Source organism: Paenibacillus sp. FSL K6-0276 (assembly GCF_037977235.1).
Lineage (GTDB): Bacteria > Bacillota > Bacilli > Paenibacillales > Paenibacillaceae > Paenibacillus_AQ.
The window spans coordinates 5,664,072-5,680,859 of record NZ_CP150276.1; the positions used below are offsets into that span (position 1 = coordinate 5,664,072).

Consider the following 16,788-nt stretch of genomic DNA (forward strand, 5'->3'; position numbering starts at 1 on the left):
CTACAACCTCTTCGTAATTATTTATTAAATCGTTCATATACTTTTTTCAGCGCCGTAATAACATCATTTACGTCAGAGTCCGACATTTTCGGGAAAATGGGGAGTGAAATTGCTGATTCATAGTACGATTCCGCATTTGGACATAGACCTGACTGATAGCCTAATTCTTTATAAAAAGGTTGGAGATACACAGGGATATAATGAACATTAACGCCAATGTTCTCATCTCTCAAAGCTTGGAATATATCTTTTCTGTCCCCAACAAAATATTCTGGGAGCCATCGAACAACGTAGAGATGCCACGATGATTCTGACTGAGCGTGTTGTGCGGGAATGACTACTCCCTGTAACGAAGAGAAGGACTCATTGTATTTTTCCGCAATTTCACGTCTTCTCTCTACAAACGAGTCTAGCTTGTCCATTTGGCTAACACCGAGTGCAGCTTGCATATCTGTCATTCTATAATTGTAGCCTAGCTCATGCATTTCATAGTACCATGGACCATCATTCCTTGTGAGTTCCTCTGGATTTCTAGTCATTCCATGGCTGCGGAACATTAGAAGTTTACGATAATACTCTTCACTATTCGTTGTAATAATTCCGCCCTCACCAGTTGTTATATGTTTAACAGGATGAAAGCTGAACATTGTCATATCAGCAATAGAACCTACCTTTTGACCTGCAAAGCTAGCTCCTAAGGAATGCGCCGAATCTTGAATCAAAACCAAATTATGATCTCGAGCAATCATAGCTATTCGGTCCATCTCCACAGGTTGTCCAGAAAAATCAACTGCAATAATCGCCTTAGTCCTAGCTGTAATTTTATTCTCAATATCAATAGGATCGATATTATAGGTATCCATGTTGATATCAGCGAATATCGGTGTCCCACCCTGGTAGAGCACACAATTACTACTAGCTAAAAAAGTAATTGGTGTAGTTATTACTTCATCGCCCTCTTCAATTCCTGCAGCAAAGCAAGCACCATGCAGTGCTGCAGTGCCGTTTGTAAATGCTACAGCATATTTAGCGCCTACATAATCTGCAACCTTAGTTTCAAAAGCGTTGATCGCTGGACCTTGGGTAATAAAGTCCCCCTTAAGAACCTTTACAACAGATTCAATGTCCTGTTCGTCAAGCCACTGCTGTCCATAAGGAAGCAATGTTGCGCGAACAGGATTAAGCGATGATTGATCAGACATCGTTGTCATGCCCCCTCTTTTTGCATTCCAATTTAGTTAAGACCACCAGATTGGATCCATTCAGTAGTACGTGCTATTCCTTCTTCCAGCGTAACTTCAGGTTCCCACTTTAGAAGATTTTTCGCTTTGGATGAGTTACATAACAGCTTTTGTATTTCACTCTGAGGATGGATATGCTCCACGTGCTTAATCCGAGTGGCGTCCCCAGTAATTTGAAGCGCTAAATCATTAACGGAGATATCTCTACCAAGTCCTGCATTCACAATCTCACCGTTAACTTCATCCGAAAAACCTGCGGCAACTACAAATTTTGCGCAATCTTCAACATACAAGAGATCACGAGTTTGTGTTCCCGCTCCATAAATATTGAGATCTTTTCCATTTAAGTGATTGTTAATAAAGATGGCAACTACCCCACCCTCACCACCAGTCTTCTGATAAGGACCATACGTGTTAAAAGGACGTATAACTACAGTCGGTAGATTATAAGCATAGAAGTAAGATAGTACCATATTCTCTGCGGCAACCTTAGCTCCTGCATATGGGGAAGCTGGTTTCGTTGGATGCAACTCCGTTATGCCACCTTCATCGCTGCAACGATCGTATACCATACAGGTACTCATAAAAACGACCTTCGTGTTATACTTACGGCACTGTTCCAATATAATAAACGTTCCTACGGTATCATTGTCGAATGTGGTCTTAGGATCATCAATTGAATCCTGAACGTTAATAGAAGCTCCAAGATGATAGCATATTTCAAATCTATGTTTATCAAATAAATCAGCTAGCAAAGCTTCATCCAGAATTGTACCTTTAATAAACTGTTGCAAACCCGGATGTGTCCGAAACTCTTCAATATTCGATTCACGCCCATTCGACAAGTCGTCAACAATCCACAACCTGTGACCTTCGTTGAGCAATCTCTTCGCGACCCAGCGGCCGATAAAGCCAGCTCCACCGGTGAGTAAAATATTCATAAAAGTCACTCCTTCTGTTCAGACTCTTTCAATGTTTCTAATACTTACTCTACAGGCTTTTGCAAAATGTGAGAATTTAACTTTGATACTTCAGGAGATCTCAGAAGATATTCTATGATTTCAGATGAGCTTATCAATACATCGTTAGCAAACTCATCAGCGATCGCCTGACATACCAGATAGTCTTCTTGTGTATCTAGAGTAATCCTGAACTGAGGTTGATTCAATTTCTCAGGCAACTTAATAGAAACAGATGTGAATAACTCTATATTTTCGTATGCAAAATAAGTAACATGTTCACGATGCCGAGACTCATTTCCAATACTATTAATCTTTTCAAGTGCATCAAATGAAATGACTTCCACAGCCAATCCACGCGGCAATTCTCCTTCATACACTAAAATATCTGAGGGATTAGCTATCATTGTTTCTACCATCATGCTTGCCAACTCATAGTCTACGAACGGACAATCTGCTGTTACACGCAATATATACTCAGCTTTAAATTTTATTGCACATTCATAATATCTCAGCAGAACATCCTCTTCTGAGCCGCGAAAACAATCTACTTTATTGACCTTGCACCATTCTTCAATGGGAGTGTCCTGCTCTAGTGTAGAGGTGGCCACAACAACTTGAGTAATACCACTAATCTCTCTACATCTATCCACAACATAACCAAGAGTATTATGCTTACCCAGTGGCAATAGAACCTTCCCAGGTAAACGGGTAGAGCCCATACGAGCCTGAATAATTACAGTAAAGTTCATCATGCACCCCAATAAAATATATTAAATAATCTCCCAACTTAGCGCAGTTCCTTGTGGGATGTCTACCTTTGCGGTTCTACCCATTACTTGGTCTAAATACTTTGGAGGTAGGCCATATCCTGGCCGAATCACTTTAATGTTATCTTTAGTAATTGTCTCGCCCGATTTAATATCCTTAGATGCATAAATAGATCTTCTGAAGCCTTTAGACTCCTGCTCACTTTTAGTAGCACCATAGGATATTTCTCCTATCGATTGCCAAGCCTTTGTAGTCTCTTCAACTAAACTTTTCATTTCATGAGGTTCCATGGAAAAAGCAGAGTCCACACCTCCATCAGCTCTTGAAAGGGTAAAATGTTTCTCGATAACGGTTGCACCCAAGGCTACGCTAGCTATAGAAACCCCTATTCCTAAAGTGTGATCCGACAACCCCACTTCACAATTAAATAGTTGTCTCATATGTGGGATTGTAGAAAGATTCGAATTCGTAGGCTCAGCTGGATATGTACTTGTGCATTTTAAAAGCACTAATTGACTACAACCAAATTCCCTCGCCGTTCGTACTGCCTCATCCAGTTCTGCAGGAGTAGCCATTCCAGTAGACATGATCATAGGTTTTCCAGTACTAGCTACTTTTTTAATTAGCGGGAGATCTGTATTCTCAAAGGATGCAATTTTGTATGCAGGTACATTCAGACTCTCCAAAAAATCAACCGCAGTCTCATCAAAAGGTGAACTGAAAGCGATAAGTCCCAGCTCATTGCATCTCTTAAAGATCTCAGCATGCCATTCCCATGGGGTATACGCTTGTTTATATAAATTGTATAAAGAATTCCCTTTCCATAAACTATCAGCACCTTCAATCATAAATTCACCGGAATTAATATCTAAGGTCATTGTGTCCGCAGTATAAGTTTGCAGCTTAATCGCGTCCACTCCTGATTGTGCAGCTGCTTCCACAATAGCCAATGCTCTATCAAGAGATTGATTATGGTTACCTGACATTTCAGCTATAATAAAGGGTCGACAATTGAGGCCTATTTCTCTACCTGCAATATTTATATTATTCCGCTGTTCCTTCATTTTCGACACCTTCTTCAAAGATTATTTGTTTTTGCATCACCTGCAACTGGCCTTCATCTTTATACTGCCTATATCCAGACTTAATAAATGCCTTAATAGACATAGTGTTTTCTTTTTTTATATTCGCCTGCAAGAATTGAATATTCGGATTCCAAGTCAAAGAAGCATACTCTAGTTCACTTAATATCTCCAAAGAGTGACCTTTACCTCTGTGCTCCTTAGCAACATTTATACTAACAATAGCTTTATGACCAATTCCATCTAATCTAACAACAGCAATTCTCTGACCCTCATTCCAAGCAATCATCAATTTCCTATTAGTCATAAACAAACTTTGCTCCACCCAAAGGATATGCTCCCTCAAGGATATCTCTTCGATATGGAGTGAGTTGTTACGCGACTCAACTTCATTACGACATTCCCACATCCATTTAACATCGTCTTGCTTAACATCGCGTAATTCCATGTAAGTCCTCTTTCTATATCAGATAATTTACTACTCGTGAGACACCATTTCCATCAACAGACTCCATCGCAAGTTCCCGAGCTTCTCGAAGCCAAGTTGCAGGATGAACTAGTTGTCTTATAGATCGAGTTATATCTGCCTCAGTAACCAATGATGATACTCCAATATATTTATCTATTCCTATTGATTGTCCATAATTTGCGACTTCTATTTGATTGTCAGCTATCGCGATTACAATTGCAGGAAGTCCCATACAATATCTTTCCCAAGTCATACTTCCGCCCGCACAAATTGCCATGTCACATGAGACCATTTCTTGTGCTATTGAGCTTGGCTGAATCAGAAATTCAAGTTTGGAATTATTCTCAAATAAGTTTATAAGCTCCTCAACATGAGGATTAGTTCTTCCTAATACAATTTTAACTTTGGTAATGTCATTCAAGACAGGTTCTAATGCCTTAATTGTTTTAAGAGTCTCATTACTAGGATCAGTTCCACCAAAACATACAAAAATGCTCTGAATATGTTCAGGAAACTTATCATTAATATTGCTACGCTCATCCAAAAATTCTTGACGAAGTAAAGCATACTTTGGTCCAATTAATTGAGTAACAGAAGAAGCAACTAATTTATTGTATTTTTCATTTCCATTATTAAGATTAGTATCTAGTAACATATCGCAATCATGCCGCCTGTCAGCCAAATCATCAATCACCAAGATATTACTGAACAAATTCCTAAGAATAGATTCATAGCTATAACTAATTGAATAGTGATCAACAATTATCCAATCCGTCTGATTAATTGCATATTCCTTCTTAATTAAACTTACAACATATTCAGATTCTTCTGTACTTCCAACGGGTTCTTTCGATTCGATTTCTAAAATATCGCAGCCCTGATTAGTTATTAATATCCGTAGATAGGGATGCAATAATCTACAAACAAAAACCACAGTATGTTTTTTCCTAATAAGCTCAACGCTAAGTGACAAACATCTCATAATATGTCCTGTTCCCAAGTGTTCAGATGCATCAGCACGGATAAAATATCTCATTGTTTGAGAATCCTTTTCAAAATAACAAATTATCTTCTACTAATAAACTCCTTAATTCATCATTACTAATAGCAACTTCACTAGAGGAGCTGTAACTTTTTCTATCTGTTCTTTTCGCTTGATGATAAAGGCTTGCCGCTACTGTCATGAAGGAATTCCGAATAATAAACATTTCGTCTGTTTCCAATGCATGATCTGATTCTTCTGCGGTCATCAATTCCTCATACATCTTCTCACCAGACCGTATTCCAATTTCTTCGATTGCAATATCATTAGGATCTATGTTTAGGTGTTGAGCAGAGTTACTAATGATGATATCCGCTAAATCACTTAAGCGAACAATCGGCATCTTTAATACAAAAATTTCCCCGCCTCTTGCCAATCCCATCGCTTTTATTGTTAATTCTGTAGCCTGTTTTAAACTCATCATAAATCGAGTCATTTCTTTACAAGTCACTGTAATCTTTCTTTTTTCTTCAATTTGCCATTGGAAAAGCGGAATTACAGATCCTCTCGAACCCATTACATTTCCAAAACGGACAGCCGCGAACTTAGTTTGCTTAGAGCCTGCTTGATACTGTGCAGCTGCAACAAGCCTCTCTGCCATTAACTTAGAAGCTCCGTAGGTATTGGTAGGGGAAATTGCCTTATCTGTACTTGTGAAAATAACCTTTTTAACATCACACGCTAAAGCCGCTTGAATCACATTCTGCGTGCCAAGTACATTTGTCTGTACCGCTTCAAAAGGGTTATATTCACATGCAGGAACGTGCTTCATAGCTGCGGTGTGAAACACATAATCAATATCCTGCATTGCTCTTTCTAACCGGTTATAATCACGAACATCGCCTATGAGGTAACGAATATTAGTAAATTCTTTATATTCCTGCTGCAGCATAAATTGCTTATATTCATCTCTACTGAAAATACGAACGACCTCTGGATCATCTAAAAGGATTTCACCCAAGAGACTTTGTCCGATTGTACCTGTGCCCCCAACAATTAGAATCTTCTTACCGTTAAATTGTCTGCTCATTTACTGCCTCACTCATTTCATCTATCATACTATCTAAACGTTTCATAGCCTCGCTTAATGTTCCTATCAATTCAGGGGTAAAATCATCCATTGCACTAACTAATTCACCCAAATGCTCCACAATCAGTCTGGACTTATCACGTACATTTTCAGTTTCAACGATCGTAGATACATACTTCATATAGTTGTTAGTATGATGTTTTAGTGAGAATGAATATAATGTTTCAAAAGATTGTTGACGCGTAATTCGAGTCCACAATTTATCGATCTCAACTAATCTACTCGAGATTGTATTAATACTACTGTTGGCTGACATATCCGCCAAAGCATTTAAATGTAGAATTAATTTCTTTATTCGCTTTCCAGTATCATTGGTTTCTTTAAACATTGTACGATATTTCATTTTCAATTTAGCTAACCTTGCTGACTTATCTTCATTTGTTAATTGCAACAATAATTCATTGACATCAAAAACTCTGTTGGGCAAATGGTTCCATCTCTCGGGCATTTCATTCATAGGAATCCACTCTGTTCCTTCTATATGTGCTCCATGTCTTGAGGAATTTATCACTTTAACTCCACTAAAGTTTATTAATTTTATCTGAAGCTCCATATCATTTAACGTAACTTTCATTTTCGATGAAGTAGAGTTAAATCCTCCATCCACATTAGGTACCAATTCATTAGCCTCTTCAAGTTGTTCGGCGATTATCTCCTTAGAGATATGCTTCACACCTGACGAATAAAACTGTTTGTCCGGATAAGATAGGTCTTGACCAATCAGAATAATCTCAGATGCTCCCATATATTCAGCAATCTGAAGTACTGTGCCTGTTACAGATGTTGTTGATCTAAATACCGGAATATCCTCTTTGTCGACAAAATTTGACGTAATTGAATCTGAACTTAGCCCTGCTGCAATTAATGGGGCTTGATAATGTTCTAGTATATTATAGTTAATTTGCGGAGAATAAAGCAGTGTCACTTTACTTGTATCTATATTCTCAAACACTCTGTAGTTTGGTAGTCCTCCATCAATAGAGACGACTATGTGTGGAATAATCCCATGATGTTCAAGCGCTTGTATGCTTGATCCTGCCGCAATAATTAAACATTTAGACTTTAATCCACGAAGATAAGAAATGTCATATTGTAAAGAAGGTCCTGAGCCCACTACAATGACTGGTACGCCTAAGACAATTTCTTTTAGCTTTGAAGCAGGAGTACTCATCACGACATAAGGCAAATTAAATAAAATATTTTGTACCCATTCACTCTTGAAGTATTTTAATGTAGCTTGATTTGATAGTTGTGTACTAAGTGCCTCTTTAACCTTAGCTTGAACGCTATTGATTATCGACTCATATAACTTTCTGTATATCGGAGGAGCAATTATATTCAAAGAATTATTAGCATATTGAGAGATATGCATAGTCAGCTGAGTTTGAAATAAGTCAAACTCCCCAACAACAACAAATCGAATTCTTTGATCCTTTAGAGCGTTCTGAACATCTCTAGAATTTACCCAGGCATTAAAAATGCTAACATCAGGCTCATAAACATATATACTAGTTGCTTTCGTATTCTCTAATAATTGTTCTATGTAGTACCCTAGCCCACACCCAATAATTAGAAGATGTTCAACCTGAAGTTGTTCAGGTCCTAAAGATAATACCCAACGCTTAGCCTCTTCTGTAGCATTATATTTACTATGCAAATAATGTTGTTTATCATCCTTTAGTAAAACTAGATTAGGCTCTTGATTTCTAGTTTCACAGAGTTCAGATCCATCATACATAATATTTTCTTTTACGATCTTCATAAATTCAGGATAACTATCCTTTAAAAATTTTGAGTTCTTTTCGATAATATTCATGATAGCTGAACCTTCGACTTTCCAATTTCAGCATTATATTTATCCAGTAAAGGTAATAATTCATACTTAAACAGATCCGCAACAGCTACCAAATCATCTTCAGTGAGATTAGTATCAAGATCCTTCACAATACTCTCCAGATCAGAACAATAATTACCAATGATAATATTGTTCAATATATCCGAGCTGTACAATATTTTCAAAAATTCAAATGAACTCGCAATCCATTGTAACCCTTCTAAACCTGTTGCTAATTCCCCCCAGAGTTCATTAGACATATCTCCATACATCTGATCAACTATAGCTGTCATCCCAGGAATGAATTTATTTAAATATTGAACAAGCTGCTCTTCTGTTTCGTTTATACTATCAAAACGCGACATTGTATGAATTTTGATGTTTTCAATTATCTGTAAGTGGTCTTGTATAAACTGCTCATATTGGTTATATAGAACTTGACCATCGATATCTACATAATAAATTAGACGTTCGGCTTGGTAAATCTCAGTTGTACACTCTAACCAAATTTTATTGAATTCTTCCTGTAATGGAGAGGATATGATTTCTTGTTGCTCATCGATTGTTATCTTCATCTATTTCACACCTTATTTATGATATTCTTATTATCATTTATATCGGTCTTACAACAATAGCATTGTATAGAAGGACAAAAAAATAAGCCTCCAAAATCTGGAGACTTATCGTTCGTACTCTTGAAACTATTATCCCAACAACTTAAGAACTGATTGTGGTGCAGAGTTAGCTTGTGCCAACATTGCAGTACCTGCTTGAACCAAAATTTGATTCTTCGTGAATGCTGTCATTTCAGTAGCCATGTCAGCATCCTTAATACGGGAGTTAGCAGCTGACAAGTTCTCAGAAGTTACACCCAAGCTGTTGATCGTGTGTTCTAAACGGTTTTGGTACGCACCAAGCTGAGCACGGTTAGTCGACACTGAATCAATTGCTGCTGCAATAGCAGACATTGCTGCTTTAGCAGAAGTAACATTTGTTACAGAAATCTTATCAATTTTCAATGCAGTAGTACCATTCTTAGACAAATTCACTTTAAGAGTCTCTGTCTTAGAAACACCAATCTGGAAATCAACTGTACCTGTAGTGTTCAACAAGTTCACACCGTTAAACTTGGAGTTATCAGTTACACGTCCGATTTCAGTAAGCAGTTGTGTTACTTCCAGTTGAAGTTTCTGGCGGTCTGCAGTTACATACGTACCATTCGCTGATTGGTTAGCGAGTGTGTTCATACGTTGCAGCATGGAGTGAACTTCGGTCAGGTCACCTTCAGCGGTTTGAAGGAAGGAAATACCATCTTGTGCGTTACGTTGCGCTTGATTCAAACCATTGATTTGGTAAGTCATTTTCTCAGAAATAGCCAAACCAGCAGCATCGTCAGCCGCACGGTTGATACGGTAACCAGAAGACAATTTTTCCATTGTCTTACCCATTTGTGTATTATTGAAGCTCAGGTTACGGTTAGCGTTAATTGCACCAACGTTTGTATTAATAAACATTCCCATTTGAAATCATCCTCCATGATTGGTTATTAGCCACGTCCTTGTGGCCTATTGTATATATCGGTCAATTCATTATTTTTTTTAGTCTTTTTTAATATTTTTCTAGAGGAAATAGAACTATTTTTCCATTCTAGTTAAAGTGATATCTGTATAGAATCTTTTTAAAACCAAAAAAATAAGCCTCCAGACTCAGGAGGCTTATCGTACAAACTTTCGGTAATATTATCCCAACAGTTTAAGAACAGCTTGTGGTGCAGAGTTAGCTTGAGCCAACATTGCAGTACCCGCTTGAACCAAGATTTGGTTCTTCGTGAATGCTGTCATTTCAGTTGCCATGTCAGCATCTTTGATACGGGAATTAGCAGCCGACAAGTTCTCGGAAGTCACGCCCAAGCTATTGATAGTGTGTTCCAAACGGTTTTGGTACGCACCAAGTTGAGCACGGTTAGTCGATACTGTGTCAATTGCCGCTGCAATTGCAGACATTGCATCTTTAGCACCGGTAACACTAGATACAGAAATAGCACTTACTTTCAAACTGGTTACGCCGTTATTAGACAATTTTACAGTAAGAGTCTCTGTCTTAGAAACACCAATCTGGAAATCAACAGCAGCCGTAGTGTTCAACAAGTTCACACCGTTAAACTTGGAGTTGTCAGTTACACGTTTGATTTCGCCAAGAAGTTGTGTTACTTCCAGTTGAAGCTTATCACGGTCTGCGGCTACATACGTACCATTCGCAGATTGGTTAGCGAGTGTGTTCATACGTTGCAGCATGGAGTGTACTTCTGTCAAGTCACCTTCAGCTGTTTGCAAGAAGGAAATACCATCTTGTGCGTTACGTTGCGCTTGGTTCAAACCATTGATTTGGTAAGTCATTTTCTCAGAAATAGCCAAACCAGCAGCATCGTCAGCAGCGCGGTTAATGCGGTAACCGGAAGACAACTTTTCCATTGTCTTACCCATTTGTGTATTGTTGAAGCTCAGGTTACGGTTAGCGTTAATTGCACCCACGTTAGTGTTAATAAACATACCCATTTGAAATCATCCTCCATGATTGGTTATTAGCCACGTCCTTGTGGCCTATTGTATATATCGGTGAATTCATTATTTTGTTTAGTTTTTCTAATTAGAATCTATTTGAAACAAAAAAATAAGCCCCCAGACTCAGGAGGCTTATTGAACAAATTTTCGAGAGTATTATCCCAACAGCTTAAGAACTGCTTGTGGTGCGGAGTTAGCTTGTGCCAACATTGCAGTACCCGCTTGAACCAAGATTTGATTCTTCGTAAATGCTGTCATTTCTGTTGCCATGTCAGCATCCTTGATACGGGAGTTAGCAGCCGACAAGTTCTCGGAAGTTACACCCAAGCTGTTGATCGTGTGTTCCAAACGGTTTTGGTACGCACCAAGCTGCGCACGGTTAGTCGATACTGTATCAATTGCCCCTGCAATAGCAGACATTGCAAGTTTAGCACCCGCAACACTAGATACAGAAATACCGCTTACATTCAAACTCTTCACACCGTTATTAGACAACTTTACAGTAAGAGTTTCCGCTTTAGAAACACCAATCTGGAAATCAACAGTAGCTGCAGTATTCAACAAATTCACACCGTTAAACTTGGAGTTATCAGTTACACGTCCAATTTCAGTAAGCAGTTGTGAAACTTCTAGTTGAAGCTTCTTACGATCTTCAGTTACATACGTACCATTCGCAGATTGGTTAGCAAGTGTGTTCATACGTTGTAGCATGGAGTGAACTTCTGTCAAGTCACCTTCAGCGGTTTGCAAGAAGGAAATACCATCTTGAGCGTTACGTTGTGCTTGGTTCAAACCATTGATTTGGTAAGTCATTTTCTCGGAAATAGCCAAACCAGCAGCATCGTCAGCAGCACGGTTGATACGGTAGCCGGAAGACAATTTTTCCATTGTCTTACCCATTTGCGTATTGTTGAAGCTCAGGTTACGGTTAGCGTTAATTGCGCCAACGTTAGTGTTAATAAACATACCCATTTGAAATCATCCTCCATGATTGGTTTTGTAGCCACGTCCTTGTGGCCTATTGTATATATCGGCGAATCCATTATTTTGTTTAGTTTTTTTTCGAAATATCCTAACGAAATCGAACTATTTTTTCTGATCAAAATAAAGTGGAATCTGGTCGGTATTCTCCATGTGATAGTATGCATTCATTAGCTTACGCTGTGATCTGGCATGCTTTAGATCCGTTCCCACATGACCTGCTGACTGCTCTAGCAGGCTTTTCGATTGTTCCACATTTGAAGCTAGCTTTTGGACGAGTGTAATGAGTTCCTTTGAATCATCCGAATTATCTGATTGTGCTGATGAACTCAAAAGATTCTGAACGCGATCCATGTCTTCTGTGTATTGATTCCATGTTTGTATAGATTGATCAAATAAGGATGCCATGTCATCATCCACCTCACCTGATAACATTAACAATTGAGATTCTGAACACTGGATTAATTCCAACAATACTTCACGCCTCTGTTGAATTAACGAGCGGTATTCTTCAACTTCACCCAAGAGTACCACCCTTTCCAATCTCCACCCATGCCACGCGTAATTCCTCTAATAAAACTATCACTTCACTAATCGGTGCTGATTGTTTCTTAATATTACCTTCTATTAATCGATCAATCATATAGAAATACAATTTCTTAAGATTAGAAGCAATCTCTCCTCCCTGCTTCTCATTGAGAGAGGAAAGCAGTTCATATACTATATCTTGTGTCTTAATGACATTGAAATTAGTTCCTGCAATATCACCATTATCGATAGATTCTTTTGCTTTGCCCGCAAATTTTATAGCCCCATCATAAAGCATCAGGGTTAATCGATGTGGAGATGCGGTCTGGAATTTATTCTTCTGGTACGCTTGATAACCAGCTAAATTGGGTGATGCCATTCAAATTAGCCCCCTACTCATTTATCTGAAGAGCCAGTAATACTTTTCAGAATGTTAGATACATAGCTTGACTGACTCTTCAAACTGGACAACATTACTTCCATATTTGCATATTTCTTCTCAAGTGCTACCTTCTTCATATCCAATCGATCACTCATACTGGTAATTTGCTCACTTAGAAACGTAATATCTGAGCTATATCCTTTAACTTTCATAGTGATGAGTCCATCAACACTATCAGTCCATACTTTCAGGTTATCTTTGAACAAATCAGCCATTCCAACATTTCCAACGGAACCGGAAGATGAACCTGTCAACAAATTTTTTACAGCTTCGGGATTAGCCAGCATCTTCTCTTTTAATAGAGTACTATTAAAAGTGATATTACCTGTCATCAATGATGCTGAAGTGACTCCTTTATCAATCTCTATTCCTATATCCGAAAGAATATTAGGGAGTTTAGTATCTCTATTCGGATCAGTACTTCCTATTACTTGTTGCATCCAACCGCCCAACTGAGTTTGCATATCACGCAATAGTGAATCACCCATTAATGTCAGTGAAAGTGAGCCATCTTTATTTTCAGTTGAGGCCTTCGTATTGTTACGAATGGTGTTGACTATATCATTATATGCTGAAACAAAAGTCTCTATTTTTTTAGTTATTCCGGAAATATCCTGTCCAACTTCAACTGTCGAAGAACCTACCCCTGTAAGTGTTAACTTCACACCTTCAATAGCATTTTCAACAGTATTGGTTGAGCTAGTGATATCAACTCCATTAACTGTAATTTTTGCATCCTTCGCTTCTTGCTTTTCTGCGAATGCCCAATTTGAATCTAATTGAGCGATATCAACTTTATTAGCTGTACCAAAATCAGAAGCAGTTAGTACTAAACTCTTTTTTCCACTTTCAGTTTGGATGACAGATGCCTTTACTCCTGTACCGGACAAACCATTGATCGCATTAGAGATAAGGGATAAAGCATCGCCCATTGTTGTATCACTTTTAATTCCAATGCTTGTCAAATCTATGGATTGACCTTTAATTGTGAATGTAGTAGGAAGCCCACTCGCAGCAAACGTTGTAGATACATCTATACTTTTGCTCGCTACGACATGCTTCTGGGCCAGGTTGGCAACTGTAACAGAGTAAGTCCCTGCTAAGGCTTTATCTCCAACCGTTGAGGTTGATAACGTACTAGTGCTCGAACTAGTTGCAGAAAAAGCATTATAAGTGGAAAGATCCGACAATGCCGTAGCCGCATCTCTTAAAGTAGTCGTTTTAGTATTAAGTGCAGTGAAGAAATCTTTATATGCCGTCGTAACTTCTTTTTTAGTTGTAAGGCTATTTAAGGGTACTTTTTCCTGATTCATGATTGCAGTAATTAATGCACTGGTATCCAAGCCTGAACCTGATAGTCCCGATATTCCTAACGCCATTTCTGTCACCTCAAATTCATTAAATTTTCTTATCGAAAAACATTCCCACGATCTCTTTCATCTTCAACGACAAATCAATCAAGAATTCTGGGGGAAGACTGTTTAGAACTTCCTTTGTATCCGAATTCAGAACCTCTACATAAAGCTGATGCGCCTCATCATTATATTTAAACCGAAGTTCCTTACCTGAGCTGGCTATGGATTCATTCAATTTCTTGATTTGCTCATCTAGCTTAGTCTGTTCCACTTTTGTCTGTTCATTATAAATGGTCGATTTTTTCTCTATTTCTTGCGATTTAGAGTCAATTATGGATGGTACCGGATTTATTCGATTTACAGCCCCATTACCTCTGACCTTATCCGTTTGTGTTACATCTATACGGTTAATATTCATATTCCTAACCCACCTTCTTCAAAATGATTTACATTTTAAAATTCTTTAGCAGGTTAAGGATTTGATCTGGTTGTAATTGTTCTTTCTGTACCTTAGCTGCCATATTCTCGGCAACAATACCTTCATATAGCTCTTGCCTCAAAATTTGAACATCTTTGGGAGCAAGGAAGCCTATCTTGATTTGATCACCATCAATACCCAAAATTTGAATTTGAATATTGTCACCGATCATAACAGTTTCACCGACTTTACGCCTCAGCACCAGCATTTAGTCGTCCTCCTTGCGAGAGAGCGGATAACGAATTGGGAGTTCTTGATCCTTAATAATATATTGACATCCTTTTAAGGAGTGTGGAGACAAAAGTATTGGCGCCATGAGATTTACAAATAAATCTTCTCCTTGGATATTAACCACCAGCATCACGCCTACATCTTCCGATGTCTCTAAGGAGAGAAGTTCAATAATCTCGTCTGTTATTCGAAAGCCATAATCGACAATGGCCAACTGAGCAGGCAACAATACAAAACTCACATCTTCATCGAGTCCATGCAATACGAAAAAGGACGTTCCCTCCATAGGAAACAAAGCGTACTGTTTAATGTCTAAAACACCTAAGAGTCCCGCTTCGAATGAATAAATTTGATCCTCTTTCAGTTTAAGAACACCATAGGTCTTACTATTAATCTCCATCATCTTGGCAGTGCTCCTCTTGCATCCACCTGAATCTCAGGAGCCTGGATGCGAAAATCAATATATACACCTTGGCGAGGTAAGGCTTCCAATGTGATCTCCTTCTGCCCTTTTCTCATATATCGGTCATGTGCAATAGCACCAAATACATTTTTTTCTCCAGAAGATATATTCGCAATGCGATCTCCCTCTTGTGCCTTAATGGCCACATTTTCAATAGCTATGCTACGATTCTGGTTCTCCAAATCTCTCATTAATGACTGCGGCCGTTTGAGATCCAAATCATCGAATACGCTTGTCCAGTCCGTTACCAATTCAGCAGGATGCAGTTGGACTGTCAGTTCTGCAGGAATATATTTGCCCCATGATCCTGAATCAATTCCGCTAATCCCCACACAACCCTCTCCTTTAACATAAATCAAGGTTCAATCGATTAATTAAGAAAATTAAGTAAAGAGGATTGCATAATTCTGGCACCAGTGGATAATGCAGATTGCAGCACAAGTTCTTTCGATTTCAAATCCGTGATCGCTTGTGCAACATCAACGTCCGCAACATTTGCTCGCATTTCTTTTAGACTGACCTGTTCGTTAGTAATTCGTGTCTCCATAAGTGAAAAACGGTTCGAACGCGCACCAATTTCAGCCCATGAGACGGATAACTTGTCTGCCACAGCATCAATTCCACTTAAGCTAGCACTGATCCCAGCACTGTTATTACTATCCAATGCAGCAGCAAGATCGTCAAGCACCTTAAATGCATTATTAGTCCCTGCACCACCGAATATCTCTTCCCCTGTAATGCTTACTGGGACCTTCACTGCTGGGCTAACATAAAGATAAAGCACACCAGTATCGGTACTATCAGTCGCTGCACCGTTAGACGTGTAGGGAGCTTGATCTGATTTTTGTCCATTAAACAAATAATTACCATTATATTTGCTGTTTCCTATAGTCACGAGCTGTTCTTTAAGCTGCTTAATTTCAGCAGAGATCGTTAATCTTTGTTCAGCAGAATAAGTACCATTGGCGGCCTGCAAAGTAAGCGTCCGCGCACGTTTCAGAACATCACTTGACTGCTGGAGCAGAGAATCCATAGTACTCAGAATTTCGCCACCTGTTTGTGTATTACTCAGAAACTCATCGCTTCGCGCCAAATCGGTATCATATCGCATTTGGTAACCGAGACCAATAGGGTCATCACTAGGCTTTGTAATCTTTTGACCTGTTGCCAGCTGATTCTGACCTTGGGTTAGACTTTGGTTAATTTTCTGCAAATTATTCATCAGCTGCATACTTTGCATCGATCCTGTTACACGCATTTT

The 16,788-nt window shown here is 38.6% G+C and carries 20 protein-coding genes; all 20 read right to left on the reverse strand.

The features are described from left to right. Window positions 1–17: 17 nt before the first annotated feature. Entirely contained in the window at window positions 18–1,202 is a 1,185-nt protein-coding gene (gene pseC, locus MHH52_RS26745; protein WP_340005365.1) for a UDP-4-amino-4,6-dideoxy-N-acetyl-beta-L-altrosamine transaminase, read from the reverse strand. A 32-nt stretch (window positions 1,203–1,234) separates the two neighbouring features. Further along, window positions 1,235–2,182 carry a GDP-mannose 4,6-dehydratase gene (locus tag MHH52_RS26750; protein ID WP_340005367.1) on the reverse strand — a complete coding sequence of 316 codons (948 nt, stop codon included), beginning with the start codon at window positions 2,180–2,182 and terminating at the stop codon, window positions 1,235–1,237. A 44-nt stretch (window positions 2,183–2,226) separates the two neighbouring features. Beyond that, window positions 2,227–2,952 (reverse strand): glycosyltransferase family protein, encoded by a 726-nt coding sequence (locus MHH52_RS26755; RefSeq protein WP_340009839.1) that lies wholly within the window; start codon window positions 2,950–2,952, stop codon window positions 2,227–2,229. 21 nt (window positions 2,953–2,973) lie between these two features. Further along, on the reverse strand, window positions 2,974–4,035 hold the full coding sequence (gene pseI, locus MHH52_RS26760; protein WP_340005369.1) for a pseudaminic acid synthase: 1,062 nt from the start codon (window positions 4,033–4,035) through the stop codon (window positions 2,974–2,976). Next, window positions 4,016–4,501, reverse strand: coding sequence for a hypothetical protein (locus MHH52_RS26765; protein ID WP_340005371.1), 486 nt, complete (start codon window positions 4,499–4,501; stop codon window positions 4,016–4,018). Before MHH52_RS26765 ends, pseI begins: the two co-directional genes overlap by 20 nt. 13 nt (window positions 4,502–4,514) lie before the next feature. Continuing rightward, window positions 4,515–5,558, reverse strand: a complete 1,044-nt coding sequence (pseG, locus tag MHH52_RS26770; protein WP_340005373.1) for a UDP-2,4-diacetamido-2,4,6-trideoxy-beta-L-altropyranose hydrolase — start codon at window positions 5,556–5,558, stop codon at window positions 4,515–4,517. 16 nt (window positions 5,559–5,574) lie between these two features. Continuing rightward, complete coding sequence (locus MHH52_RS26775) at window positions 5,575–6,594, reverse strand: UDP-N-acetylglucosamine 4,6-dehydratase family protein (protein WP_340005375.1); 1,020 nt, start codon at window positions 6,592–6,594, stop codon at window positions 5,575–5,577. Beyond that, entirely contained in the window at window positions 6,578–8,470 is a 1,893-nt protein-coding gene (locus MHH52_RS26780) for a 6-hydroxymethylpterin diphosphokinase MptE-like protein (protein WP_340005377.1), read from the reverse strand. The genes MHH52_RS26775 and MHH52_RS26780 overlap by 17 nt, the downstream gene beginning before the upstream one ends. Beyond that, window positions 8,467–9,063, reverse strand: coding sequence for a hypothetical protein (locus MHH52_RS26785; RefSeq protein WP_340005379.1), 597 nt, complete (start codon window positions 9,061–9,063; stop codon window positions 8,467–8,469). Before MHH52_RS26785 ends, MHH52_RS26780 begins: the two co-directional genes overlap by 4 nt. A 129-nt stretch (window positions 9,064–9,192) precedes the next feature. Beyond that, the gene (locus MHH52_RS26790) at window positions 9,193–10,008 is read right to left on the reverse strand and encodes a flagellin (RefSeq protein ID WP_340005381.1); all 816 of its coding nucleotides are present in this window, start codon (window positions 10,006–10,008) and stop codon (window positions 9,193–9,195) included. A gap of 219 nt (window positions 10,009–10,227) precedes the next feature. Further along, window positions 10,228–11,043, reverse strand: a complete 816-nt coding sequence (locus tag MHH52_RS26795) for a flagellin (RefSeq protein ID WP_340005382.1) — start codon at window positions 11,041–11,043, stop codon at window positions 10,228–10,230. Between the two features lie 162 nt (window positions 11,044–11,205). Further along, window positions 11,206–12,021 (reverse strand): flagellin, encoded by an 816-nt coding sequence (locus tag MHH52_RS26800; protein ID WP_340005383.1) that lies wholly within the window; start codon window positions 12,019–12,021, stop codon window positions 11,206–11,208. Window positions 12,022–12,135: 114 nt separating this feature from the next. Next, window positions 12,136–12,555 carry a hypothetical protein gene (locus MHH52_RS26805; RefSeq protein WP_340005384.1) on the reverse strand — a complete coding sequence of 140 codons (420 nt, stop codon included), beginning with the start codon at window positions 12,553–12,555 and terminating at the stop codon, window positions 12,136–12,138. Beyond that, window positions 12,548–12,937 (reverse strand): flagellar export chaperone FliS, encoded by a 390-nt coding sequence (gene fliS / locus MHH52_RS26810; RefSeq protein ID WP_340005386.1) that lies wholly within the window; start codon window positions 12,935–12,937, stop codon window positions 12,548–12,550. The genes MHH52_RS26805 and fliS overlap by 8 nt, the downstream gene beginning before the upstream one ends. Before the next feature lie 17 nt (window positions 12,938–12,954). Then, complete coding sequence (gene fliD / locus MHH52_RS26815) at window positions 12,955–14,379, reverse strand: flagellar filament capping protein FliD (protein WP_340009841.1); 1,425 nt, start codon at window positions 14,377–14,379, stop codon at window positions 12,955–12,957. Between the two features lie 19 nt (window positions 14,380–14,398). Further along, on the reverse strand, window positions 14,399–14,773 hold the full coding sequence (locus MHH52_RS26820) for a flagellar protein FlaG (protein ID WP_340005388.1): 375 nt from the start codon (window positions 14,771–14,773) through the stop codon (window positions 14,399–14,401). A gap of 28 nt (window positions 14,774–14,801) precedes the next feature. After that, window positions 14,802–15,041: a carbon storage regulator CsrA gene (gene csrA / locus MHH52_RS26825; RefSeq protein ID WP_340005389.1), complete on the reverse strand. Its 240-nt coding sequence runs from the start codon at window positions 15,039–15,041 to the stop codon at window positions 14,802–14,804. Next, complete coding sequence (fliW, locus tag MHH52_RS26830) at window positions 15,042–15,467, reverse strand: flagellar assembly protein FliW (RefSeq protein ID WP_340005390.1); 426 nt, start codon at window positions 15,465–15,467, stop codon at window positions 15,042–15,044. After that, window positions 15,464–15,859, reverse strand: a complete 396-nt coding sequence (locus MHH52_RS26835) for a DUF6470 family protein (protein WP_340005391.1) — start codon at window positions 15,857–15,859, stop codon at window positions 15,464–15,466. Before MHH52_RS26835 ends, fliW begins: the two co-directional genes overlap by 4 nt. A gap of 38 nt (window positions 15,860–15,897) precedes the next feature. After that, on the reverse strand, window positions 15,898–16,785 hold the full coding sequence (gene flgL / locus MHH52_RS26840; RefSeq protein ID WP_340005393.1) for a flagellar hook-associated protein FlgL: 888 nt from the start codon (window positions 16,783–16,785) through the stop codon (window positions 15,898–15,900). Window positions 16,786–16,788 lie beyond the last annotated feature (3 nt).